Here is a 24,895-nt window from a genome sequence, read left to right on the forward strand (position 1 = left end):
TAGCTATGCAAAATGAGAGTTTGATCATCATGGTGGGTGGAGCTTCTTCCCGAATGAAGAGAAGTCTTCAAACCGCCAATTTGGATGAAGCAACTAAAAACGCGGCCCAGAAATTACATAAAAGCCTAATTCCCCTTGGTGATGATGGAAAGCCACTACTTTTCTATCTAATTAGGAATGCCGTTCAGGCTGGTTACAAACATGTGTACCTTATTACGAGTAAGGAAAATGAAGGTTTTAAGGATGTGGTTGGGGACCAGCAAAGCAATAACAAGTATCAAGGAATTTTGGTTCACTTCGCCATACAGGAGATTCCTGAAGGTCGTGAAAAACCTTTGGGTACTGCAGATGCATTGGAACAATGCATGGAACAATATCCAGAACTGAAATCCAAGACGTTTACGGTTTGCAATGGGGACAACCTATACGCAATCGGGGCTTTGGAAGATTTGAGACAACCTAGAAAAGCGTCCAATGCACTGATTAGTTATAGCAGTGAGGGCTTGCGTTTTTCTGATGAGCGGATTGCCAAATTTGCCTTGATGGACATTTCAAGTGAGGGCTTTTTAAAAGGAATTATCGAAAAACCGGAACAGAATCGCGTAAATGACTATCGGGATTCAACCGATGCACTTAGGGTAAGTATGAATATTTTCAGTTTTCTGGGAAGTGATATTTATCCCTACCTCAAAAACTGTCCAATACATCCAGAACGTAAGGAAAAGGAACTTCCGGTTGCTGTCCGAAATATGGTAGAAGATAACTCGGAAAGCGTTTACTGCATTCCAAGATCGGAATACATTCCTGATCTTACCAGTGCGGAAGACATCAAGCTTTTTGAGATTTAATGCTCCAATTGTTTTTCCGATTCATTATCAAACTGTAACAGTCGGGTTTTGGGAAGTGTCTAAGTCATAAAGCGAATTTTATGATTTACAAGAGACACATTTACATGGTAATGGCCCTTGGCCTAGGATTTACCACAACTATGAATTCCCAAAAACAAAAGATGATGAAAACTTCAATTTCGAAAGAGCAACAAGAAGTATTGTATGCCATTGAGTCCATGACCAAATCATTCAACGATAAAGACATTGATGGTGTAATGTCGAGTTATGAGGATGGGGCCCTGGTTATTTTTGAGCCAGAGACTCCGGTCAGGGACGTCAAAATTTTAAAGGAAATGTTCCTTGGGGCTTTCGGCATTAACCCACAATTTGCATACCCCAACGGGCATGAGGTTTTTGTGAACGGAGACGCGGCCACCCATATTGCTCCATGGGTTATGACCGGAAAGGCTCCAGATGGAACCCCTATAAGGCAAACTGGACTTTCAGTTGCCAATCTGAGAAGACAGAAAGATGGTAGATGGTTACTTATCTTTGATAACCCTCATGGTAGCTTTCTTTTGAATCAATAGCCAGATGGAGAACAAAAATCTTTCAGATTCACTTCTTATAAAAAAGGCCTTGTCTGGAGATAAGGCCTCTTTAGAGTCATTGGTGATCAAACATCAAGATTATATATACAATGTGGCCCTTACCTTTGTGGGTGACCCAAACGAAGCGGCCGATCTTACACAGGAAGTATTGATTAAAGTGATCACAAAGCTTGATTCCTTTAAAGGGGACAGTAGTTTTAAGACCTGGATGTACCGCATCGTTAAGAATCATTTTCTCAATATGAAAAGAGGGAAACATGAGATCAATCCGCCAACTTTTGAAGAATTCGGAAATGGATTGGATCAGTTGCCGGATGAATCCCTTTCCAATTACACTTTTGAAGTTGAAGAAAAACTTCTGGTCAATGAAGCCAAGATCAGTTGCATGAAAGGTATGTTGCTTTGTTTGGATAGGGAACAACGCCTTGTCTACATCATCGGGGAGCTTTTTGGGTTTCCGGATACCATTGGCGGGGCCATTATGGAAATCTCCAAGGAAAACTTTAGGATTAAGTTGCATCGAGCCAAGAAACAGCTGTACAATTTTATGAACCACAAATGTGGTCTTATCAATAAAGCCAATCCTTGTAGGTGTCATCGCAAAACCGCAGGCTTTATTAAGCTGGGATATGTGGATCCGGACAGTCTTCATTTTCAAAAAAATATGCTTAGCCAAATCAATGAGGTGGTGGAGGAAAAAGTGGATGCATACTCCAATGAGGTGCTTTCGGAATATCAAAAACTATATCGGGAACACCCTTTTCTTAAGAGTCCGGATAAAATGAAGTCCATTAAAAAATTGCTGTCAAATGAAACTATACGGACGACCTTTAATTTGAATGACCTAAACTAGAATTCGTCCGTCGTATGTTGGAATCTGTTCTAGACCTACACGGAGAGAGGTTTTTTGTTGATTTGAAACTGGGAAGCAATGCCTATCTTTAAGGATAAACCAGAAAGGAATATGGCTAAGGAAGTAAAACGCAAGATTTCAGCGATTGGTGATATAAACTTCTCTGATTTACAAGTAACAGAACCGGAGGCATATGCGGCTGGAGTGCCAGCTATAAAAGTAGCTTTGGAACATGTACGCAAAGAATCCGGACTTTTTAGATCCATTAAGACCCTGTCGCGCATGAACCAAAAAGAGGGTTTTGATTGTCCTGGTTGTGCTTGGCCAGACCCTGAAAAACCATCGAAGCTGGGCGAGTATTGTGAAAATGGTGTCAAGGCCATTGCAGAGGAAACCACCTTTGAGCGTGCAGACCGCGAATTCTTCCAAAAATATTCCGTGGAGGCCATTTCTCAATGGACGGATTTTCAAATAGGTAAAAGTGGTAGAATTACCGAACCCTTTGTCCTAAGACCTGATTCGGTTCATTATGAACCCATTTCCTGGGAAGCTGCTTTTGAATTGATCGCTGAACATTTAAGGACTTTGAACCATCCGGATGAGGCCATTTTTTATACTTCAGGACGCTCTAGCAATGAAGCGGCATTTCTTTATGGCCTATTTGCCAGAGCTTTTGGAACGAATAATATGCCGGACTGCTCCAATATGTGCCATGAATCAAGTGGCGTTGCACTCTCCCAAACACTTGGAATAGGGAAAGGCTCTGTGGTCTTGGAAGATTTTGAAGAAGCTGAGGTGGTCATGGTCATCGGACAAAACCCTGGGACCAATCATCCCCGAATGCTTTCCGCACTTCAAAAGTGCAAAGAAAAGGGAGGTAAGATCATTACAGTAAATCCACTTTCCGAAAGCGGACTGAACAGGTTTAAGAACCCTCAACAACTTAATGGTATTCTTGGAAAGGGAACCGCCTTGACGGATATTTTTCTGCAGGTTAAGATTAATCAAGACGTTTCCCTATTAAAGCTGATTATGAAACGATTGGCGAAAAGGCAAAAAACCGATAATACGGTTTTCGACTTAGATTTTATTACCGAAAAAAGCCAAGGCTACGAAGATTTTCTGGAAGACTTGAAAGGTTATAGCGAAGATGAGCTATTGGCACTTTGTGGTGTGGAATCTTCAAAAGTGGACGAGGCGGTGGAGGTTTTGGCGACTGAATCGCGCATAATTATTTGCTGGGCCATGGGGCTTACCCAACATAAAAATGGGGTTGAAAACATTAAGGAATGCGTGAATCTGCTCTTACTAAAGGGAAGCATTGGAAAGAAAGGTGCTGGAACTTGTCCCGTGAGGGGACATAGCAATGTACAGGGAGACCGTAGTGTTGGTATTATGCATTATGTGTCCAAACCCTTAAATCAGGCCTTAAAAAAGGAGTTTGGTTTTGACCCGCCAGAGAAACAGGGTATGGATACCGTTGAAGCCATTCAATCAATGCATTCCGGAAAGTCCAAGGTGTTCATAGCACTGGGGGGAAATTTTGTTTCTGCTGCCTCTGATACAGAGTATACCGCAGAAGCCCTACAACATTGCGAACTTACCGTTTCGGTAAGCACTAAATTGAACAGAACGCACCTAACAGCTGGAAAAACTTCATTGATTCTACCCACATTGGGCAGAACTGAACAAGACAATGGACGTTTTGTAACCGTGGAAAACAGTATGGGAAAGGTTCATCAGAGCAAGGGAAGGTTAAAACCAGCAAGTGATAACCTGAAAAGCGAACCCGAAATTGTGGCAAGCATGGCCACTGCATTTTTTGGGAATAGTGGCCCCATTGATTGGATGCGTTTTGGAACAGATTATGGACTTGTTCGCGAAAAAATTTCCAAGGTTTTATCCGGATATGCCGACTATTCCAAACAATCCAAAGGCTCCGGATTTTATCTACCCAATAATGCTAGGGCGGGAGACTTTTCCAAACTTCCCGGAGGGAAAGCCCAATTCTCTATCTGCAAATTGCCTGAACATAGACTTGGGGCGGATGAATTTGTACTTATGACCGTAAGGAGTCATGACCAATTCAACACTACCATTTATGGATTAAATGACCGGTATAGGGGCATTCATGGAGAACGGCGGGTGGTGTTTATGAATCCTGCTGACATGACACGGCATGGGCTTAAATCAGAGCAGGTGGTGGACCTGATCAGCAACTACAATGGTAAAGAACGAAGGGCAAGGCATTTTAAAGTGATACCTTATAACATTCCTTCAGGCAATCTATGTTCGTATTTTCCTGAGGCCAATGTTTTGGTGCCCATAGATTTATATGCAGACCAAAGTCAGACTCCAGTAAGCAAATCTATTGTGGTCAAGGTAGAGGAGTACCAAGGTTAAACATTTCACTGAATTTTATATCTTTAAAATCATGGAAACCTACGCTACCGCGCTCTTGTACGCAATCCCTTTTTTCGTTGGACTGGTTCTTTTTGAAGTGCTTTACGGGTATTTTATTAAAAATCAGATGCATAATGTAATGGATACCGTAAGCAGTTTGAGCTCTGGTTTGACCAACGTGGTAAAAGATTCGTTGGGATTGGGTGTGGTTTTGATCAGCTATCCGTACTTATTGGAGCATTTGGCCCTGACGGAGATAAAATTGACCTGGTTCGTTTGGATAGTGGCATTTTTGGCCCTAGATTTTGCGGGTTATTGGAACCATCGCCTAAGCCATAGCATCAATTTCTTCTGGAATCAACATGTAATTCACCATAGTAGCGAAGAGTTTAATTTGGCTTGTGCGTTGCGACAATCCATTTCCAATCTGCTTGTTTATTTTCCGTTTTTACTGATTCCGGCAGCCTTGCTTGGAATTCCCCATAAGGTTGTGGCCATATTGGGACCGCTACATTTATTTGCTCAATTCTGGTACCACACCAGGCATATTGGTAAAATGGGTTGGTTGGAGTATATCATTATTACGCCATCCCAACATCGAGTGCACCACGCCATAAATCCAGAATACATTGATAAAAACCTTGGACAGATTTTTAGTTTTTGGGATCGCATGTTTGGAACGTTTCAGGAAGAGTTGAAGGATGTGCCCCCACAATATGGGGTGTTGAAGCCTGCCCACACCTGGAACCCTATCCTAATTAACTTTCAACATATCTGGAGGTTGATAAAGGATGCTTGGCGTACCAAAAGTTACGTGGATAAGTTACGGATTTGGTTCATGCCCACAGGTTGGCGTCCTCAGGATGTCAAGGAAAAATACCCGGTTGACGTGATTGAAAATGTATACGACTTTAAGAAATACATGCCCGCGGCATCCAAAAGCCTAAAAGGCTATGCTATTTTTCAACTCTTGGCCAATACCTCCCTAATGCTATTCATGTTCTACAACTACAGCGAAATTGGTTTCAATGGATTATTGGGTTTTGGAGCTTTTATTTTTGCTGGAATTTATGGATATACCTCGCTTATGGATCGTTCGCAATATGCGGTTTGGATTGAAATGGCTAGAAGCACAGCGGGATTGACCCTTCTTTTTTTGTCCAATGACTGGTTTGGATTAAACGCCCATATTCACTGGGGAAGTTATCTGGTGGCGGTTTACTTTGTAATTACTTTGTTCGGGGGAATCTACTTTACGTATTTAGAGGAAGGATCCAAAAACAGGGAAAAATTGGCTATTTAATCTTCCCAAGTACCTTCTATTTTCTACCCGATATCGTAAGGTTCAAGGTGGTACCTACGTCTATAGATAAGAGGTTTTTACAATTTGGTCCGATGTGTTGCGGTATATATTCCAAGTCGGTCAAGAGTTTTCAGACCCAACCTTTTTGAACTTAAAGCGTACATTTTAATGACCAACGAAAATCACGCCTACATAAAAGATTGCTTTCCTGTTCTTGAAGAACGCCTTTTTGAGGAAATCAAGTCCTGCTGTACCTATCATGAATTTGCGAGCAGCACCTATGTTGTAAAACAAGGCGCATACTTAAACTTTCTACCTGTGGTCTTAAAAGGGCAGATAAAAATGTTCGCAGAGGAAGAGGATGTGCAATTTCTACTTTATTACATCAACTCAGGGGAATCCTGCATTCTGAGCTTTAACCATCTTTTTGACCCAAAGCCGATTCAGTTTTCGGCCATTACCGAGGAAGATACCTTGGTGATGACCCTTCCCGTGAACAAGGTCAAGGAGTGGTTCATCAAGTATCCCACCTTTGCTAGAATATTGATCAATGATTATCAACGCAATTTTGAGGACCTCCTTCGCACTACCAAGGAAATTGTCTGCTACGGGATAGAAGAACGACTGCTTAACTATCTTATTGCGAAGAGCAAGAGAACCAATAGTAGTATGGTACATCTTTCCCACTCCAAGATTGCCATGGACTTGGGAACCTCAAGGGAAGTAATCTCCAGAACCACCAAAAAGCTTGAAAAGAAAGGGATATTGTCCCAGCACAAGCGATGTATTGAGCTTTTGGATACGGAAAGTATCACGAAAATATAACGGGATTTAATAAGGTTTTAACAAAAAGCGGTGATTTTGATCACCGTTTTTCATTTGTGCTTCAGCGTAGTTTTGATCATAATTAATCTAAAAAAAGAAATTATGAAAAGAAATCTATTCAAAGCACTCCTGCTTGCAGGAATCTTGGCGTCATGTTCAGATGACGACGGAGAACTTATTGGAGAAATTCCCACGGATCCCGAGCCCGAACCCACCATTGAGGCAAACGTTAGGATCAATGAGGTGCAATACCTTGGAAATTGGGTGGAAATTGTAAATAGTGGTGAAGAAACTGTGGATCTTTCCGATTACTTTTTATGCCTTGGCCCTAACACCTATAGACGAATAGGGGATTTAACGGTGGATGGAAATTTACAACTTGCTTCTGGAGCTTATCTGGCCGTTTCCTATGAGATGCCAAACGCCACAGGTGGTTTGGGTCTTTATACTGATAATTCAGATTTTACCGATGCATCTACTTTGGCTGATTTTGTGCAGTGGGGAGCAGATGCAACCGCAAGAGAGAACGTAGCCGTCGCAGCTGGAATCTGGACTGCTGGTGAATTTGTACCTGTAATGGGAAATGCCGATTACACCATAGTTTTTGATGGTGACGGTACCGGAGCTGCAAATTGGTCCGAAACTACCACGGTAACCATTGGCGAGGACAACGTGTTGACAGTACCAGAAGAAATTAGATCTATTGTAATCAACGAAGTGCAATATGGTAGCAGGGATTTGGTCGAATTCTACAATAACGGAACTGTTGCGGTAGACCTTAGTTCCTATTGGTTGTGCCTTGGCCCTGGGACTTATGTGCAATTAGGTAATGTTACTCCTGAAAGTGGCTCAATTGAATTGGCTGCTGGCGAATTCTTAGTGGTTCCTTATCAGTTGCCAGATACAGAAGGTGGCTTGGGTCTTTATTCAAATGATGCCTTTACAAGTGCCGAAGCCATAGTAGACTTCGTGCAGTGGGGCGCTGCCGGTAGTGCAAGGGAAAATGTTGCTGTTGAGGCCGGAATATGGACTGCCGGAACCTACGTTCCCACGGTTCAGTTGGACAGCTACAGTATAGAATATGATGGAGAAGGGGATGAAGCCTCGGATTGGGCTCAGGAGGTAAACCCTTCCTTAGGTTTTGCCAATGATACTCCGGTAGAGACCACAACATTTAATGTTACCATAAGCAATGTCATCAATTACTTAAATGTACACACGTTCACTACTCCGGTGGGAGCAGGAAGCCCAGGACCATTGACTACAAATGGGGCACAATATCAAATCTCATTTAAGGCCGTACCAGGGACTAAACTAACCCCGGTAACCATGATGGGGAATAGCAATGATTGGTTCTTGGCGCCTACGGACTTGGCCGGAATTGACCTTTTTCCAAATGGAGAAGCCCTGAACGGGGTTGATATTGCAAATAAGTTATCGCTATATGACTTGGGAACAGAAGCAGATAATGATGCCGCCACATTTCCTCCAGCGGGCACCAATGTTGGTCCAGCCGATGTGAATCCGTTGGTCCGATTGGTGGATGGAAGGGATACAGGTGATATCTATATAACCGCAGTTTTGGATTATGCCAATGGGGATGGAAGTTCTGCGGGTACCTTTACGCTTACCATTACAGCAATTAACACTCCAGATGGAGGTCAACCGGCAAGTTCTACTAATGGATTTGTGGTCACTCCCGGTATTGCGGTATTACATGCACTCCCAGAGCCCTTGTTCACCTTAGGTCAAGAAGATAGGGGAGTGGGTCTTGAGCGCATAGCAGAAGATGGTATGCCAGGTGAGTTGTACAACTGGTTTATGGAAACCGGAACCAATGGTTCTCCCTTGCGTTTGGCTTCTTCCTTAAGTGTTTTCTCTCCTGGACTTGTATATGCATTTAACACCGAAAGTGATCCTTTCTTTTCTCAAGGAGGAGAAACGAATCCGCAAAGCGGATTGGAAGAGTTGGCCGAGGATGGAAACAATGCCGTGGCAGTTTCATACTTTAATGATTTAGGGTTGCCAGTTGCCGCCAGCAATGAGACTGCTCCAATAGGTCCGGGAGAATACTTGTCGTTCAGCATCGATGTTCCGCAAGGACAAGATTACAAATTGGGTATTGGTACGATGCTGGTACAGACCAACGATTGGTTTATTAGTTATAACAATAATGGTGTTGCTTTGTTCGATGAGGCAGGAACCCCATTTTCAGGAACTTCCGAAAGTGATGAGTCCTATCTTTTTGATGCCGGAACCGAAGTAGACGAGCCTGTTGGTTTTGGGATGTATCAAGCACCAAGACAATCTGTTTTGGATGACGGGCCTGCAGATGCAAATTCCACTATTCGAAGGGTAAGTGAGTTGGAAGATGTCCAGTTTGGAAAGGGAACCTATAACAACGGTCCCGGTGTGGTATACCTAAGAGATCCAAGAGGGGGATACAATCTGGTTAAGATTGATATCCAACCTCAATAAGAAGCTTATTTTGTTTTTTAATTTTGAAAGGTCGGGAACTATGTTTCCGGCTTTTCTTTTTTGGAAAACCTAGTTTCTGATTTCTGAGTTGACCAAGGCTATATAAGATTGCATTGCTTCCTCGGCACTTATGTTCTGGGCCTGAATCAAGGCATTTGCTTTAAAAGCATTTATTAACGGGGTTTTACTGCCAGGATGACGGTAGTTTTTGTTGGCTATTTTGTAGTAGGCATATAACTTGAGCAACAAATCCGCCGGAAGCGGCTCTGTATAGGAGTTAACGTATTCTACAGCCTCCCTAAATTGAGTATGTAGTTCCTCCTCATTCATCTCTTTTGGCGACCGATGCTATACAGGTTTTAGCACCAACCACTTTTTGATTGAGTTTCACCGTGATATTACAATCCAAAGGGAGCAATAAATCCACCCTTGAGCCAAATTTTATGAAACCGGCATCTTGTCCTTGGGTCACTTGTTCCCCCTCCTCGGCATAGTTCACAATCCTCCTGGCCAAAGCTCCCGCAATCTGCCGATACCCAATCTCACCAAATTTTGGGGTATGCAAAATAACCGTGGTACGTTCGTTTTCCGTGCTCGATTTTGGATGCCACGCTACCAGATATTTACCAGGATGGTATTTGGAGTAAGTTACAGTACCACTGGCCGCGTAGCGCGTAACGTGGACATTCAAAGGGGACATAAATATGGATACTTGCCTTCGTTTGCCTTTAAAATATTCAGGTTCCTCAACTTCCTCAATGACAACCACTTTGCCATCGACTGGGGCTAGAATTTCATCAAAATTTGGAGTGACCAATCGTTTTGGGTTCCTAAAGAATTGCAAAATTAATACCAGAATAACAAGACCCCCTATCTGAAGGGCAAATCGTGCCCATTCCATATCTACATAAAACTGGGCTACGAGAATAAGTGCTACAACTAAAAAAAAGGTGGTGATAATTATTTTTTGACCTTCTTTATGAAACATAGGAAAATATATTAAGTACCAAATATGCAAATGGTGCAGCGAATACAAGACTATCCAAGCGGTCCCAAATTCCACCATGTCCAGGTAAGATGGCACCACTGTCCTTTACCCCTGCAACACGTTTAAATTTGGACTCCAATAAATCTCCAAGACTTCCGGCCAAAACAATTACAAAGGCCAGGATCATCCATTGCATTACTGTTAAGCTTGTCTCATACCTTGACAAAATGTAGGCTGCAACCAATGCAAAAATAAGACCTCCAATAGAACCTTCCACAGTTTTTTTTGGAGAAACTGTCGGATAAAGTTTGGTTTTGCCAATACTTCGACCCACTAGATAGGCAAAAGTGTCATTGACCCATATCAAAATAAAGATGCCCATAATCAAAAATTGGGCAAAATTGTTTTGTTTATAGGGAATCATAGTCAGAAAAATACAACCTCCGCCCAGGTATAAAACGGCAATGACAAATTTTTGTAATTTATTGAAATCAACTGCCTTCTTGGAAAAAAGAAATACGAGCAAGGCCAAATCCACTGTTATGGTCAACAGCATTAAAAAGGTAATCAAAAACTGGTCATGGATGAGGTAGATATAAGCCCACCATAGGGCAAGAAAAGCCACATAGATATAGTATTCCTTTAGCCGAACGATACGCTTGAACTCATACAAACAGGCTAGCCCAAAAACCATAAAAAGAAAATCAAACGCATCTGAACTTAGAAACACGGTGCCCATAAGGAGTACCACATAGATAACCCCGGTAATAGAGCGCCTTAGAATTTCTTTCATGTAGTTAGTAGTCTTCTAGCAATAAAAGATATACATTTTTTGAGGCACTTCCGTAGGAAAGGAAATCATTTTTGTTTTCAGGAGTGGGTTGGAAGTGTTTTAGGGTAGTGATGTTGTTAGGGATATTCTTTCTGTATTTTTCCTTGATGACCTTTAATGCTTCGCTGATTGAGTCCACCAGCTGACTGGTCGTGGCAAAAACAATAAGGTTGGACGGAAGTTCATCCAATTTTTTTTCTTTGATTTGATTGGAGCATACCAAAATGGAACCATTGTGCGCTATTAAATGCTCACAAGTGGTAAAAAAAATGTCACTTTCCTTTTGATTTTTTGTGAATTGAATCTTTTCCGAAGCAAATCGGTTTTCCAAGCGAGGATCTAGGGTGTAGAAAAAGTGTTGTTGCCAGTCGTTCTCCGAAACAATGTTTTGAAGGGCCTCGGAAATCTCCAAATCGTCTTCGCAGTAGATGAATTTGCCCCCATTTTTTTTGAAATAAATGGTGAATTTCTCGTCAACTGGGATTTTTAGGTCGGGCATATGTTCCCCACGTGTTTCCAGGGTTTCCTTGGAAACCTTCTTGCCACCACCAAAAAGTTTGTCAAAAACTCCCATTATGGTTTAAAAATACCTATTCCCTGTAAATAATCAATAGTAAGTCTATGATTCTGCAGTTTCCAACTCTTCTTTTTCAAAGGGTCTTTTTCCAAAAATCTTTTCCAAGTCATCCTTAAAGATAACTTCTTTTTCCAACAATCGCTCGGCCAACTCGGTAAGTTTATCCTTGTTGTCGTCTAACAATTTAATGGCCCGCTGGTATTGCTCTTCTATGATTTTTGAAATTTCTTCATCTATCTTTTGGGCGGTTTCCTCGCTGTAAGGTTTTGTGAAACCGTATTCGTTCTGGCCAGAGGAATCATAATATGTTATATTCCCCAATTGATCATTAAGTCCATAAATGGTCACCATGGCTCGGGCTTGCTTGGTTACCTTTTCCAAATCGCTAAGTGCCCCTGTAGAGATTTTATCAAAAATGACCCGCTCGGCAGCTCTACCACCCATAGTGGCACACATTTCGTCCAGCATCTGTTCCGGTCGCACAATCAAACGCTCTTCCGGCAAATACCAGGCTGCGCCCAGTGATTGTCCTCTAGGTACAATGGTTACCTTGACAAGTGGGGCGGCATGCTCCAGCATCCAGCTTACGGTGGCGTGACCCGCTTCATGGAAGGCAATGGTCTTTTTTTCCTCTGGAGTAATGATTTTGTTTTTCTTCTCCAATCCGCCAACAATACGATCCACGGCATCAAGGAAATCCTGTTTGTTGACCGATTTTTTCTCTTTTCGAGCGGCAATCAACGCGGCTTCGTTACAAACGTTTGCGATATCCGCGCCCGAGAAACCTGGAGTTTGCTTGGCCAAAAAGTCCAAATCGAGGGTCTCTGCTGTCTTAATAGGTCTCAAGTGAACCTCAAATATTTCTTTACGTTCCCTTAAGTCTGGGAGGTCGACATAAATCTGTCGATCAAAACGTCCGGCCCGCATTAGAGCTTTGTCCAAGACATCGGCTCTGTTGGTGGCCGCCAAAACAATAACATTGGTATTGGTGCCAAAACCATCCATTTCTGTTAGAAGCTGGTTTAAGGTATTTTCCCTTTCATCGTTGGAACCAGTAAAGTTGTTTTTCCCACGAGCTCTACCGATGGCATCAATTTCATCAATAAAGATGATGGCTGGTGATTTGTCCTTGGCTTGTTTGAACAAATCACGTACCCGCGATGCTCCAACACCCACGAACATTTCCACAAAATCCGAACCGGATAGTGAAAAGAAAGGAACCTTGGCCTCACCAGCTACGGCCTTTGCCAGAAGTGTCTTACCGGTTCCTGGAGGTCCTACCAGTAAGGCTCCTTTAGGGATTTTACCCCCAAGGGAGGTGTATTTGTCAGGGTTCTTTAAAAACTCAACGATTTCCTGCACTTCTTCTTTGGCGCCCTCCAGTCCGGCGACATCCTTGAACGAAGTACGGGTGTCGGTCTTTTCATCGAATAGCTTGGCCTTTGATTTTCCAATGTTGAAAATCTGTCCGCCAGCACCGCCTCCGGCTCCCCCAGACATCCTGCGCATCAGGTAAATCCAGATACCTATGATCAAGGCAAATGGAAGTAGGGATAACAATAATTCACCCAATACATTGGACTCTGTGTCAAAATCAACAATGGTGTCGAGATTGTTCTCTTTCTTTATACTGGTTATTTCATCCTCAAAATTCTGGAGGTCACCATAATCCAATATGTACTGCGGAATCTTTCCAGCGGTAAAATTGAACGGCCTGTCCGCCACATTTCGGTGCACATCCTTTAGAAGGGCTTCCTCCGTTAGGAAGACCTTGGCCTGTCTGGTATTGGTAATGATTAAGATTTCTGCGATATCCCCATTTCTAAGATACTCTTGGAGTTCTGAGGTAGTGGTCTTTTCGGTACTGGAGAAGCTATTGCCTCCGAAGAACTGAAATCCTACAATTAACGCGATGACCACACCGTAGATCCACCAGGAACTAAAACGAGGTTTTTTAGGGGTATTGGTATTGTTTTCTTTTGCCATTTTTCTTTAAGAATTGTAACTGCTCTCCACCATGGTCACTTTGGCATCTCCCCAAAGTCCTTCAATGTCGTAGAATTCCCTAATATGTTTTTGAAATACATGCACCACAACGTTTACATAGTCCATGAGGACCCATTCTGCATTCTCCGCGCCCTCAACATGCCAAGGTTTATCCTGAATGGCTTTGCTGACGGTTTTTTGGATGGAGGAGACTATTGCGTTAACATGCGTATTGGAAGTACCATTGCAGATAATAAAGTAGTCACAAACGGTATTTTCGATTTCCCTTAAATCAAGTAGATTTATATCTACTCCTTTAACTTCTTCTATTCCATGTAAAATTAGGGCAATCAGCTCATCTGCACTAGCTTTCGTTTTCTGCATTCAAAAATTTTAGTTTCTACAAAGTTATATTTTTTTTGTTTTCTTAGCCCTAGATTTTAACATAACCTTGGACGCACCACATTGGGAGAACTATCACAAATAATCAAACTTGATGCCACGGACTCCACAAATCTGTATTTAAGGAATTTAATGCGTTCGCAGAAGCTTTCCGATTATACAGTTGTGGTTACCCAAAAACAAGCCAAAGGACGCGGGCAAATGGGAACTTCTTGGCAGTCGGAAGCTGGTAAGAACCTTACCTTTAGTGTCTTAAAGCTATTTAAGAGTCTGCCTTCGGCCTGCCAGTTTAATTTGAACATCTGCGTTTCCCTGGCGGTAACTGATGTTTTGAGGGAGCTAAATATCCCAGATATTAGCGTAAAATGGCCCAACGACATAATGTCAGGTTCTTCCAAGATTTGTGGAATTCTTATTGAAAATGTCCTAAAAGGTCATGTCATACCAAGTTCCGTCATAGGAATAGGACTAAATGTCAATCAAACCAATTTCATTGGATTGAATAAGGTGACTTCGCTTAAACTGCAAGTCGGTGAGAATTTTGATTTAGAGGAATTGCTTCAGCAAATTCTTGAAAAACTTAAGCTGCATTTGTCCAAAGTAGAAGAAAAAACGTTCCCCGAGCTCTTACCCTCTTATGAGGCCATGCTATTTCGCAAAGACAAGCCATCAACATTTAAAGACCAAAAGGGCAATATGTTTATGGGTTTCATCCGGGGTGTATCTCCCGAAGGGCAACTTGTTGTTGAATTGGAAGATAAGATATTCCAAACCTATGGCCTAAAAGAGGTTTCGCTCTTATATTGACCTAGATTTTATCCATATTGGTCGACAGTGTCTCCATAAAGTTGGTAATAGGCGATTTTATCATCATGGCCATCATGGCATTGAATTCGCCTTCAAAACTCAAACCTACCTCGGTTTCATTTGCTCCCAAAGCTTCAATATTGCCTGTCAAGGTAAAGGGTAATTTGTCACTTGCCGCCCCTAAAACTACTTTTTCATGAGGTAGTTGTTCCTTAAGACGAAGGACAATTTCCGGCATACCCTTAAGGGCAAACCTAAAAGTGGTATCATCCAAGACCTCAAACTTATCAATGTTTTCGGGCATTAGGGTTTCAAAATTCTTGATGTCCGTTAAAAAATCAAATACGTCCTTTGCGCTTTTTGCAACTTTTTTTTTGGGTACTTCAATATGCATTATAAGAGGTTTATTTCCATTGCTGTGGATTGGATTTCCACTCCAATAAGGTTTGAAAATGTGATGTTTTGATGTAATTGGTTTCGGATGCCTGCTCTACTAAATGATCGTAATCCGATAAAGTATGAAGGGCCACTTTTTCTTCGGCAAAATTGGTGTCAGCCAATGAAAATCCGTAGGTGAACACCGCAACCATGCCCTTCACATCCACATTTTGTGAGCGTAAGGCCCTTACTGCGTTCAGACTACTTTTTCCAGTGCTGATAAGGTCTTCAATCACGACCACACTTTGACCTGCTTCCAAATGCCCCTCTACTTGATTTTGCCTTCCATGCGATTTGGGTTCCGGTCGTACATAAACAAAAGGAAGTCCAAGGACATCCGCAACCAGAATACCAATACCTATCGCGCCGGTGGCAACCCCAGCAATCACATCAGGTTTGCCATAGAGTGTTTCTACCTGTTTAGCCATTTCTTTCCTAACAAAATCACGAATTTCGGGATAGGAGAGCATAATCCTGTTGTCACAATATATGGGAGATTTCCAACCAGAAGCCCATGTAAAAGGATTTTCTGGTTCCAACTTAATTGCATTAATTTGCAGCAGAAGTTCGGCAGTTTTTTTTGCTGTATCCTTGTTTAAAACCATTGGGCAAATGTATAAAGTTTTTGTTAATGAGTCCCCACTGATCTTAACAAATGAGCGACAGGACAATACCCATGGAAACCTCTTTTCCTTAGATGGTGATTCTATTGTTATGGCCATTGATTCTTTGGCCAAGGGACGACTTTCCGAAGCTTACATTTACCATCCAGATGAAGAAAAAATCTTGGATGTGTTTATGCACAAAATCCCCGTTGTCGTAGCTGGAGGTGGATTTGTGACCAATGCCAAGGGCAAAGTTCTTTTTATTTATAGGAATGATAAGTGGGATCTGCCCAAAGGTAAGGTGGACAAGGGGGAATCCATAGAAAAAGCTGCCATGCGGGAAGTAGAGGAGGAGACCGGGGTAAAAGACCTTATTATAGATAAATTTCTTCAAACTACTTATCATGTGTTTCGGCGAAATGGGGAATACCGTTTAAAACAAGTTCACTGGTTTGCCATGAGCACAACTTATGACGGGAAATTACAAGGACAAGAAGAGGAGGGTATTATGAAGGTCAAATGGAAGGGGCCAAAAAAAATCAGAAAGGCATTGCGAAATTCCTATCACAACATCAAAATCCTTTTTGAGGATTGGCCTACTCAGGTAAAAGAATAGCTTCTGCCCTTGAACCTTTCGCAACCCTTGCTATAGGATATCTCATATAAGGTTTTTCACGAAATTTTGAACGCTGGTAAATCCAGTCCAGTTGCGCATACCAATCTTGGGAGAAGGCTTCATCCAGTTCCTTCCGAGCCAAAAAGTTTGCCCTCATTATTGTATCCTTGTTGAGTATTTCCAAAGCAACATCCTCAAAAACATAAGGTGAAAACCCTTCCTTTTGCTGGAGTACCGTATCAAAGAAATTCCAATTAAAAAATGAGTCATCAGCCTGGGGCTCCAAGGTTTCCAATAAATACCGGGTCGCTTCTTGGTCAGCAGGGACTATCCAATCACCCTCACGCAGTTGCACTTCTTCCAAACGTTTTGCCACCTTCGTGTTATAATGCGGATAATGTCCTTCATACGGATTTTCTCGCGTGCTAAAGTTAATTATGTCATAGGTCTCCAGCTGCAGCAGTGTATCCTTGTCCACTTCAACATATTGAACGTCATTGGCCTGCAATCGTTTCATGATTCGGTGCCAACTCTTTGGAAGAACATAGGCCGCTGGTACAGTAACTGTGTCCAATGGTATAAAATGGTCATGGTAAACAGTCTCTTTTTCGAACGGTACACCACGATCGTATTTTAGGCGGGAAAGTCCAGTGACATCACTTCCCACCAATTGGGCCTCATATCCCTTAAAATTTAGCATCGAAACTTTTGTGGTGTCAACCTGCCAATTGAAATAATACTTCTCTTGTTCCCTGTTTTTCTCTATGGTTTCTTGGCGCAATTCTTTTATGGTGTCCTTGTCCTTTTCCACGATGCTGAGCATGCTCTCCATGAGTGCATAGGTGCCTTCAACTCGTTGCCTATAGGGTTTGAGCATATGGGTTTCGACCATCATGCCCAGGGTGTTCCATAAGGTGGTATATCCTGTAGAGTATCTTGGATGGTCCATAAATTGACTGAAACCAAGCTCTGGCGGGCGATTAAATACGTTGACATAAGGGGTGATGTCCCATTCCTTTTTGGCCAAAGATTCTTCAAGCCTAGGTCTTAGCTCCGTATTTAAATATTGTCCGAGTTCGCCACCCAACTTGTTATGCTGCGTAAACAAATGCGTCAGGGTATATTGGTAATCCGCCCCATTGCTTACATGATTGTCAATAAAAACATCGGGTTTTACCAAATGGAAAATCTGTGCGAAGGTATGGGCGTTTTTAGAATCCATTTTCACAAAATCCCTATTCAGGTCATAGTTCTGGGCATTGCCCCTAAAACCATATTCCAAGGGGCCGTTCTGATTGGCCCTGGTATTGGAATTTCGATACAACGCTCCACCAATATTGTAAATGGGAATGGTAACAATTACACTTTGCCTCGGGCTTTCCAGTTTCTCGGTGGCCAAATCCCGAAATAGCAGCATGGTGGCATCAATGCCATCACTTTCCCCGGGATGGATTCCATTGTTGATCAAAATAATGGCCTTATCACTGCGGACGTTCTCAAAATTAAAGTCCCCTTCAGGATTGTAAGTAACAATGTGTAAAGGGTATCCACTGTCCGTTTCCCCAATCGTCTGTATGTTGACCTCTGGGAAATCCTTGGCCAGTCTTATATAAAAATCAATAGTCTGCTCATAGGTTGCGGTCTCCTTTCCGTCAGATTCTTCAAAATGGGTAATATAGGTCTGTATTTTATCCTGGGTTGCCGTTTCACAAGAAAGGACCAGCAGCAAAGGCAATAGAAATAAAAGATATTTGAAAGCGGGGGTTTGGTTGAAAACGAACATGGCCACACTGCATTAGCAACACTAAAAATAGGAATATTATGGTTATGAGGCCAAATTGATCCTGCTAAGGTCAGTTTCTTCAATCTTATAGAGTGGTTTATTCTTAAAATTGAGGTAATGAATACACCGCAGTCTAAACTCATTCCATTTTCTATAATCCTTGGGATCAATTGAAGAGGTAATGACATTGATGATCATCCGTTTTTTGATATTTAGCGACACCAATTCTTCCAGAAATTCCCACCCATCCATGATGGGCATGTTAATGTCCAGAAAAATAACCTCCGGTACCTCAACATCCTCTGTCAGCCTATTTTGGATGCCTTCCAACGCAAGTTTTCCATTCTCAAAAGCAGTAATGTCCCTGCAGGTGGTAATGGTTTTCAACATCTTCTTAATGCCAAAAACCGTTATAGGGTCATCATCTATGATAAAAATACTATTGACCTTCTTCATTAAAATAAACGTTGAAGGTTGTTCCCTTGTTCACTTCACTGTTCACGGTAATATTGCCCCCCATGGCCTCAATCTGGTTTTTAATGATGTATAGACCAAGCCCCCTTGCATCTTTATTGGTATGAAATGTTTTGTACATCCCAAAGATTTTACCGCCATATCGTTCTAGGTCAATTCCCATACCGTTATCTGAAATACTAAATACGACTTGCTTGTCTTGTCTTTGTGCTTTCAATTCTACCAAAGGTTTCCTGTCCGGACTTCGATATTTTACGGCATTGGTTACCACATTGAGCAGAATACTTTCTAAATAAGCAGGGACGCTCATGACATTGAGATTCTTTGGTATTGAAATGTCAAATTCCACTTTGTTTTCCTCAAGAAAGGCAGAGAGATTCTGTTGCACCTTGGTAATATTTTCCAGTAGGTTCAAGGATTTCTTCTCCAGATTAACGTTAGTGCTGATATCAACCACTTCGTTTAAGTTTTCAAGGGTATCCAGCAAATTGTCAGAGGCATGAGATAACATTTTTAGGATCCGTTCTTTCTCCAGCTCTTCCTTTTCGCGAACAAGAAAGTCTAGCAGCATAGAAAAGTTGGCAGTATGAGATCTTAAGTTGTGCGAAACAATATGTGCAAAGTTGATCAGCTTTTTGTTTTGGATCGCCGTTACATTTATAAGGTTTCGAAGTTCATCTTCCTTCTGTTTCAAATTGGTGATATCCATGCTCATGCCAATAAGCCCGTTTGGCTTTCCGTTGATATCGAGTAAGGGAATTTTAGAGGTCAGAAAGTTGGTGGCCTTACCATCTTTTCGTACGCTAATAGTCTCACGGGCCAACATAGGTTCCTGGCTACGCATAACTTCCAAATCCTCATCCCGGGATATTTGTGCAATATCCTTATCGTAAAGCTCAAAATCCGTTTTTCCAATCAACTCTTCGGGTGTGGTACCTAGGTAATCGCACTCAGCTTTGTTGACCAATATTTTCCTGGAATCCTTATCTTTTATAAAAACATTTATGGGAAGATTGTCAATCAGCGTATTCAACAATTGACTACTCTCCTTAATTTTTTCTTCTGCCAGGACCTGGTCATTAATGTCCTGGAAGGTTCCAAATAGTTTTATGATTTTTCCACCCTTTTTAATGGCTTTTCCACCTGCGGTTACCCATCGTTCCTCTCCGGATTGGGTCATAATAATCAATTTATCATGAAAAGGGGTGCCATCTTCCAAGGCTTTGTGGAATAGCATTGAGATTCTATTCCGACTGTATCCGCGTTTGTAAAAATTGATGGCTTCGGCCAAAGCCGGCTGATAATCTGGATCCACCCCATGAATTTTTCGGGTTTCCTTGCACCAAGAGAGTTGTTCATCAGCAATATTGTACTCCCAGCTTCCAACTTTGGCCACTTCCGATTGAGTCTTGAGCAAGGTGTTCACCCGATCTAATTCGAGCTCTTGTTCCATGAAATTGCTGATTTCCATTGTCTGGATAATCGTGCCAATAAGATTTTCTTGCTCATCGAACCATGGCGTGAAACTGCTTTCAAACCACTGCTCTTCTTTATTCTTGGTGCGTTTATGTCTGATTACCTTTAATTCGTCGGTCGCCAGTATTTTTTTGATAGTGGCTTTGGAAGCATGTTGATGTCCCTGATAAAAATCGTAGATATCGGCACCTTGGTTTCTGTTGGATTCAAAAAGCGTGAACCAAGAGTCTGAAGCATCTAGAAAAATCAGGTTTTTATCCACCAGCGCAGTGGCCCTTGGCAGTTGTTTCAGTATATACTGATAAGGTAAGGTTTTGGTAGTATTCAAATTTCGGGGGTGATTTGGGGTTAATGGTTTTATAAGAAATTTCTCACTAAAATAATAGTAATACTATTCTTACATGAGTATTTGTTGTGAATCGGGCGAAATATGTTGTTTCCCTAAAAAAAGGTAGAGTTTGCCCTTGGAAGAGCAGTTGGCTATTGGGCCAATTGAGTGTGGTCAAATTGGGCGAAAACCGGGCCTTATTTGGATACCATTACAGTGTCTGGAACCAAGCCGGAATAATCTCCCCCATTTCGGATAACATCCCTAACGATGGAGGAACTTATATAGGATTTACCAGAGGAAGTCAAAAGAAATACTGTCTCAATTTCAGATAGCTTTCGGTTGGTGTGGGCAATGGCCTTTTCAAACTCAAAATCACCAGGGTTCCTCAGTCCTCTGAGAATAAAATCAGCGCCCACTTCCTTACAAAATTCCACCGTAAGTCCCTTATAGGTGACCACTTTGATTTTGGGTTCATCTTTAAAGGCCTCTGCGATAAATCTAGTGCGCTCTTCCAGGGAGAACATATATTTTTTATCCGCGTTGATTCCTATGGCAATAAACAATTCATCAAAAAGGGTAATGCCTCTTTTAATGATATCATAATGTCCCAAAGTAAGTGGGTCAAAGGATCCTGGAAAAATAGCACGTCTCATGAAAAGGTTTTTTTAAAAATACAGATTTTCTATCGCAACGCTTCTTCAATGGCAGAGCCAAATAGATTTTCAAGGTCTATACCTGCAGCCTGTGCCTGTTGTGGAAGAATACTTTCCGCAGTGAGACCCGGAGTGGTGTTTACTTCCAATAGATGCGGGATATCTCCAATAAAAATGAACTCACTTCGACTATATCCCTTTAGTTTTAAGGTTCGATAAATAAATTCCGCCAATTTGGAAACTTGGAGTTCTTGGTCTTTGGTGATTCTGGCCGGGGTAATTTCTTGAGATTTTCCTTGATACTTGGCTTCATAATCGAAAAAATCGTTCTCAGATACTATCTCGGTAATAGGAAGCACGGTAATCTCGTTTTTATAGGTGATAACACCCACGGATACTTCGGTTCCATCCAAAAAAGATTCTATGATTACCTCATCATCCTCTTTCAGTGCCGTTGCAATTGCCGACCTTAATTTTTCCTTTTCATAAACCTTGGTGATGCCATAACTGCTTCCTGCCCGATTGGCCTTTACAAAGCAGGGAAGTCCTACTTTACCAACAATTAGATCCTCATCCACGATTTCTCCGGCATTTAGGTAGAAGGATTCTGCGCAGGGCACATTATAAGGTTTAAGGGCACTTAGTAAATCCCTTTTGTTGAAAGTAAGGGCAGCTTGATAATGTCCACATGAGGTTTGTGGAATCTCAAGCAGCTCAAAATAGGCCTGTAAAATACCATCTTCCCCGGGTGTGCCATGAATGGCATTAAAAACGCAGTCAAACTCAATTTTGCCCTCTGGCAATGCAATGCTAAAATCGGATTTATCGACTGGAAATTCTTTTTCTTCATCATTTAGATATACCCACTTGTCCTGGGTAACAATTATGCGGTAAGGCTGGTATTTGGAACGATCCAAATTCTGGTGGACTACCGTGCCACTCTTAATGGATATTTCATACTCACTGGAGTATCCGCCCATGATGATGGCTATGTTCTTTTTCATCGGTTCGTCGAATATGGCATTGCCAAAGTAAAGAAAAAAGGACTGGCTTTCCTATATTTGCCTTGATAAGACAATGTACATGAAACATTTTCTAAACTTTTTAAGAAGCCGTGTCTTCCTCATCCAGTTAGGGTTGGCATTGGTGGCAGTTATACTGCTTTGTTTTCTCACCTTAAAGTGGCTTAAAAGCTCTACCAACCATGGAGAGTTTGTGGAAGTGCCCGATTTTTCCAAAATGTCGGTCATGGAAATGCGCAAAGCCGTTGAGGACGTAGGTCTGCGCTATCAAGTTTTGGATTCGTCCAATTACAATCCGGAATACCCCAGATTTTCAATCTTGGAACAAGACCCACCTGCCGGTAATAAGGTGAAATCGAACCGAAAAATCTATTTTACGGTAAATCCATCCGGGTACAAAAAGGTTACCGTGCCAGATATTATCCAAGTCACCCAGCGAAATGCAAGAACCATGCTCAATGCTGTGGGACTGGATGTGCAGCGTGTTACCTACATTGACGAGCTTGGCCGGGATATGGTTTACCGAATGAGGCATAAGGGGAAATACATCAAACCTGGAGATAAACTTCCGAAGACCTCGAAAATAGAACTGGTCTGCGGTAACGGTACCATTCCCGGTAGCGCTAGGATACAGGCTGATTCTCAATAGGCATGGATACTTCCGAATCCCATGATCTCTCACAGGACGAGCTTTTTGAACACCATAGATTTGTAGCTTCAAAGGGGCAGGAACCCCTTCGGGTGGATAAGTTTTTGATGAATTTCATTGAAAATGCAACTAGAAACAAAATTCAGCAAGCTGCCAAACAGGGCCAGATTTGGGTGAACGATACCATTGTAAAACAGAATTATAAGGTAAAAGCCGGGGATGAGGTTAGGGTGATGTTTGAACATCCTCCCTATGAGTTTTTACTCACTCCTGAGAACATACCCTTGGACATTGTATATGAAGACGATGCCCTTCTAGTGGTTAACAAGCCGGCAGGCATGGTAGTACACCCAGGCCATGGAAATTATTCCGGTACATTGATCAATGCGTTGGTATACCACTTTGAGAATTTACCAAAAAATAGTTCGGAACGACCAGGATTGGTGCATCGGATAGACAAAGATACCTCCGGGCTTTTGGTTATCGCCAAAACGGAATCGGCCATGACGCATTTGGCCAAGCAGTTTTTTGATAAAAGCAGTGAGCGCGAATATGTTGCCTTGGTTTGGGGAAATCTCACAGAAGACCAGGGTACGGTAGAGGGCCATATTGCGCGCAACCCAAAAAACCGTTTGCAGATGATGGTTTTCCCAGAGGGCGATCAAGGGAAGGAAGCGGTTACGCATTATAGGGTTTTGGAACGTCTTGGATATTTGACCTTGGTTTCCTGTAGGTTGGAAACAGGGAGAACCCACCAAATTAGGGTACACATGAAATACATTGGACATACCCTTTTTAACGATGAGCGATATGGAGGTGATAAAATTTTAAAGGGTACCACTTTCACTAAATACAGACAGTTTGTGGAGAACGCCTTTAAGGTGCTCCCGAGACAAGCGTTGCATGCCAAGACCTTGGGATTTGAGCATCCGGAAACTGGAGAGTTCATGCGGTTTGATTCGGAACTACCTGAGGACATGGTAGCATGTATTGAAAAATGGCGAAACTACTCAAAGCATAGCGAATCATAAGTTTCATCAATCCAAGGATTGATAACACATTGGATTACGACTACCTAAAACCATATTTCCTTCCTATTTTTACTAAAAATTACTGTCCATGAAAATTGTTATTTCTCCGGCCAAGTCACTCGATTTTGAAACAGCACTTCCCACAAGCCGATATACTGAACCCCAATTTTTGGAACAATCACAAAAACTGAATGCTGTTCTGGCAAAGAAAAAGCCAAAGGCTTTGGCAAAGTTGATGTCCATTTCAGATAAGTTGGCAGAACTTAATTGGGAACGAAACCAACAATTTTCCGTCCCATTTAACCCCGATAATGCAAGACCAGCCGTCTATGCCTTTAATGGGGATGTTTACCAAGGATTGGATGCCTATACCATTTCTGAGGATAAACTGGACAAGCTTCAGGATACACTTAGGATTCTTTCCGGCCTTTATGGTGTGCTTAAACCTTTGGATTTGATTCAACCTTATCGACTGGAAATGGGAACCCAACTTAAAGTTGCCCGCAAAAAGAACCTTTACGAATTCTGGCAAAAACAGTTGACGGCCCACCTCAATGAGGAGTTGGATGATGATGAACTTTTTATCAATTTGGCCAGTAATGAATATTTTGGAGCGATAGATCCAAAAACCCTAAAAGTTCCGGTGACCACGCCTATTTTCAAGGATTGGAAAAATGATAAGCTTAAGGTAATCAGCTTTTTCGCTAAAAAGGCACGGGGTTCCATGGTAAGATATATCTTGGATACAGAAGCCCAAACCTTGGAGGATATCAAGGGGTTCGATTATGATGGCTACACCTTTAGCGCCGCACATACCTTAAAAGAGAATGAACCTGTTTTTGTTCGCTAGGAATTTAATACTACCTTAAAAGTCAACCAATATCGGAAAGTTGCTGCAAGCTGTTAAGTTTATGGGGCTTGC

Annotated in this window: 25 protein-coding genes; 12 read left to right on the forward strand and 13 right to left on the reverse strand. The window is 42.0% G+C overall.

Annotation, left to right across the window (positions count from 1 at the left end; translation table 11 throughout):
- The first annotated feature begins 5 nt into the window (after positions 1–5).
- The 7 genes from BUC10_RS15625 to BUC10_RS15655 all read left to right on the forward strand — a co-directional run bounded on the left by BUC10_RS15625 (position 6) and on the right by BUC10_RS15655 (position 9,303).
- Entirely contained in the window at positions 6–848 is an 843-nt protein-coding gene (locus tag BUC10_RS15625; protein WP_073181360.1) for a sugar phosphate nucleotidyltransferase, read from the forward strand.
- A gap of 161 nt (positions 849–1,009) precedes the next feature.
- Complete coding sequence (locus tag BUC10_RS15630; protein WP_165614921.1) at positions 1,010–1,420, forward strand: YybH family protein; 411 nt, start codon at positions 1,010–1,012, stop codon at positions 1,418–1,420.
- Between the two features lie 4 nt (positions 1,421–1,424).
- On the forward strand, positions 1,425–2,294 hold the full coding sequence (locus tag BUC10_RS15635) for an RNA polymerase sigma factor (RefSeq protein WP_073181368.1): 870 nt from the start codon (positions 1,425–1,427) through the stop codon (positions 2,292–2,294).
- A 111-nt stretch (positions 2,295–2,405) separates the two neighbouring features.
- On the forward strand, positions 2,406–4,697 hold the full coding sequence (locus BUC10_RS15640; protein WP_073181509.1) for an FdhF/YdeP family oxidoreductase: 2,292 nt from the start codon (positions 2,406–2,408) through the stop codon (positions 4,695–4,697).
- Positions 4,698–4,728: 31 nt separating this feature from the next.
- Complete coding sequence (locus BUC10_RS15645) at positions 4,729–6,000, forward strand: sterol desaturase family protein (protein ID WP_073181370.1); 1,272 nt, start codon at positions 4,729–4,731, stop codon at positions 5,998–6,000.
- Between the two features lie 168 nt (positions 6,001–6,168).
- Positions 6,169–6,825: a Crp/Fnr family transcriptional regulator gene (locus BUC10_RS15650; protein ID WP_073181386.1), complete on the forward strand. Its 657-nt coding sequence runs from the start codon at positions 6,169–6,171 to the stop codon at positions 6,823–6,825.
- 102 nt (positions 6,826–6,927) lie between these two features.
- Complete coding sequence (locus BUC10_RS15655; RefSeq protein WP_073181388.1) at positions 6,928–9,303, forward strand: spondin domain-containing protein; 2,376 nt, start codon at positions 6,928–6,930, stop codon at positions 9,301–9,303.
- A gap of 69 nt (positions 9,304–9,372) precedes the next feature.
- Here the strand turns inward: BUC10_RS15655 and BUC10_RS15660 are convergent, their stop codons facing one another.
- From BUC10_RS15660 to rsfS, 6 genes are read right to left on the reverse strand one after another with little or no spacing between them, the layout of a single operon-like run.
- The gene (locus tag BUC10_RS15660; RefSeq protein ID WP_073181390.1) at positions 9,373–9,633 is read right to left on the reverse strand and encodes an acyl-CoA-binding protein; all 261 of its coding nucleotides are present in this window, start codon (positions 9,631–9,633) and stop codon (positions 9,373–9,375) included.
- Positions 9,626–10,291, reverse strand: a complete 666-nt coding sequence (locus BUC10_RS15665) for a phosphatidylserine decarboxylase family protein (RefSeq protein ID WP_073181392.1) — start codon at positions 10,289–10,291, stop codon at positions 9,626–9,628. Before BUC10_RS15665 ends, BUC10_RS15660 begins: the two co-directional genes overlap by 8 nt.
- Entirely contained in the window at positions 10,281–11,084 is an 804-nt protein-coding gene (locus BUC10_RS15670; protein WP_073181394.1) for a phosphatidate cytidylyltransferase, read from the reverse strand. The genes BUC10_RS15665 and BUC10_RS15670 overlap by 11 nt, the downstream gene beginning before the upstream one ends.
- 4 nt (positions 11,085–11,088) lie before the next feature.
- Positions 11,089–11,697, reverse strand: a complete 609-nt coding sequence (locus tag BUC10_RS15675; RefSeq protein ID WP_073181395.1) for an LUD domain-containing protein — start codon at positions 11,695–11,697, stop codon at positions 11,089–11,091.
- A 45-nt stretch (positions 11,698–11,742) separates the two neighbouring features.
- Positions 11,743–13,686, reverse strand: a complete 1,944-nt coding sequence (gene ftsH, locus BUC10_RS15680) for an ATP-dependent zinc metalloprotease FtsH (RefSeq protein WP_073181396.1) — start codon at positions 13,684–13,686, stop codon at positions 11,743–11,745.
- Between the two features lie 6 nt (positions 13,687–13,692).
- Complete coding sequence (gene rsfS / locus BUC10_RS15685; protein WP_073181397.1) at positions 13,693–14,070, reverse strand: ribosome silencing factor; 378 nt, start codon at positions 14,068–14,070, stop codon at positions 13,693–13,695.
- Positions 14,071–14,151: 81 nt separating this feature from the next.
- Between rsfS and BUC10_RS15690 the strand changes: the two genes are divergently transcribed.
- Entirely contained in the window at positions 14,152–14,895 is a 744-nt protein-coding gene (locus tag BUC10_RS15690) for a biotin--[acetyl-CoA-carboxylase] ligase (RefSeq protein WP_073181399.1), read from the forward strand.
- 1 nt (position 14,896) lies between these two features.
- On the opposite strand, the gene BUC10_RS15695 is transcribed toward BUC10_RS15690, so the two are convergent.
- Positions 14,897–15,289, reverse strand: coding sequence for an SRPBCC family protein (locus BUC10_RS15695; RefSeq protein WP_073181401.1), 393 nt, complete (start codon positions 15,287–15,289; stop codon positions 14,897–14,899).
- Positions 15,290–15,299: 10 nt separating this feature from the next.
- The gene (pyrE, locus tag BUC10_RS15700; RefSeq protein ID WP_073181403.1) at positions 15,300–15,938 is read right to left on the reverse strand and encodes an orotate phosphoribosyltransferase; all 639 of its coding nucleotides are present in this window, start codon (positions 15,936–15,938) and stop codon (positions 15,300–15,302) included.
- A 7-nt stretch (positions 15,939–15,945) separates the two neighbouring features.
- Here pyrE and BUC10_RS15705 point away from each other — a divergent pair, with 7 nt between their 5' ends.
- Complete coding sequence (locus tag BUC10_RS15705) at positions 15,946–16,554, forward strand: NUDIX hydrolase (protein ID WP_073181405.1); 609 nt, start codon at positions 15,946–15,948, stop codon at positions 16,552–16,554.
- Here BUC10_RS15705 and BUC10_RS15710 read toward each other — a convergent pair.
- From BUC10_RS15710 to BUC10_RS15730, 5 genes are all read right to left on the reverse strand, one after another.
- Positions 16,535–18,337, reverse strand: a complete 1,803-nt coding sequence (locus tag BUC10_RS15710; RefSeq protein WP_073181408.1) for a M14 family metallopeptidase — start codon at positions 18,335–18,337, stop codon at positions 16,535–16,537. The genes BUC10_RS15705 and BUC10_RS15710 overlap by 20 nt on opposite strands.
- Positions 18,338–18,379: 42 nt before the next feature.
- On the reverse strand, positions 18,380–18,793 hold the full coding sequence (locus BUC10_RS15715) for a response regulator (protein WP_073181410.1): 414 nt from the start codon (positions 18,791–18,793) through the stop codon (positions 18,380–18,382).
- The gene (locus tag BUC10_RS15720) at positions 18,777–20,615 is read right to left on the reverse strand and encodes a PAS domain-containing sensor histidine kinase (protein WP_073181412.1); all 1,839 of its coding nucleotides are present in this window, start codon (positions 20,613–20,615) and stop codon (positions 18,777–18,779) included. Before BUC10_RS15720 ends, BUC10_RS15715 begins: the two co-directional genes overlap by 17 nt.
- A 197-nt stretch (positions 20,616–20,812) precedes the next feature.
- Positions 20,813–21,271 carry a pantetheine-phosphate adenylyltransferase gene (coaD, locus tag BUC10_RS15725; protein WP_073181414.1) on the reverse strand — a complete coding sequence of 153 codons (459 nt, stop codon included), beginning with the start codon at positions 21,269–21,271 and terminating at the stop codon, positions 20,813–20,815.
- Positions 21,272–21,300: 29 nt separating this feature from the next.
- Entirely contained in the window at positions 21,301–22,275 is a 975-nt protein-coding gene (locus BUC10_RS15730) for a D-alanine--D-alanine ligase (protein WP_073181416.1), read from the reverse strand.
- A gap of 79 nt (positions 22,276–22,354) precedes the next feature.
- Between BUC10_RS15730 and BUC10_RS15735 the strand changes: the two genes are divergently transcribed.
- The 3 genes from BUC10_RS15735 (at position 22,355) to yaaA (ending at position 24,823) form a co-directional block, all read left to right on the forward strand.
- Positions 22,355–22,942, forward strand: coding sequence for a PASTA domain-containing protein (locus tag BUC10_RS15735; RefSeq protein WP_073181418.1), 588 nt, complete (start codon positions 22,355–22,357; stop codon positions 22,940–22,942).
- Positions 22,943–22,944: 2 nt separating this feature from the next.
- Positions 22,945–23,973, forward strand: a complete 1,029-nt coding sequence (locus BUC10_RS15740) for an RluA family pseudouridine synthase (RefSeq protein ID WP_073181420.1) — start codon at positions 22,945–22,947, stop codon at positions 23,971–23,973.
- 88 nt (positions 23,974–24,061) lie between these two features.
- Complete coding sequence (gene yaaA, locus BUC10_RS15745; protein WP_073181422.1) at positions 24,062–24,823, forward strand: peroxide stress protein YaaA; 762 nt, start codon at positions 24,062–24,064, stop codon at positions 24,821–24,823.
- Positions 24,824–24,895 lie beyond the last annotated feature (72 nt).

It is taken from the genome of Flagellimonas flava, assembly GCF_900129665.1.
GTDB classification, from domain to species: Bacteria; Bacteroidota; Bacteroidia; order Flavobacteriales; family Flavobacteriaceae; genus Flagellimonas; species Flagellimonas flava.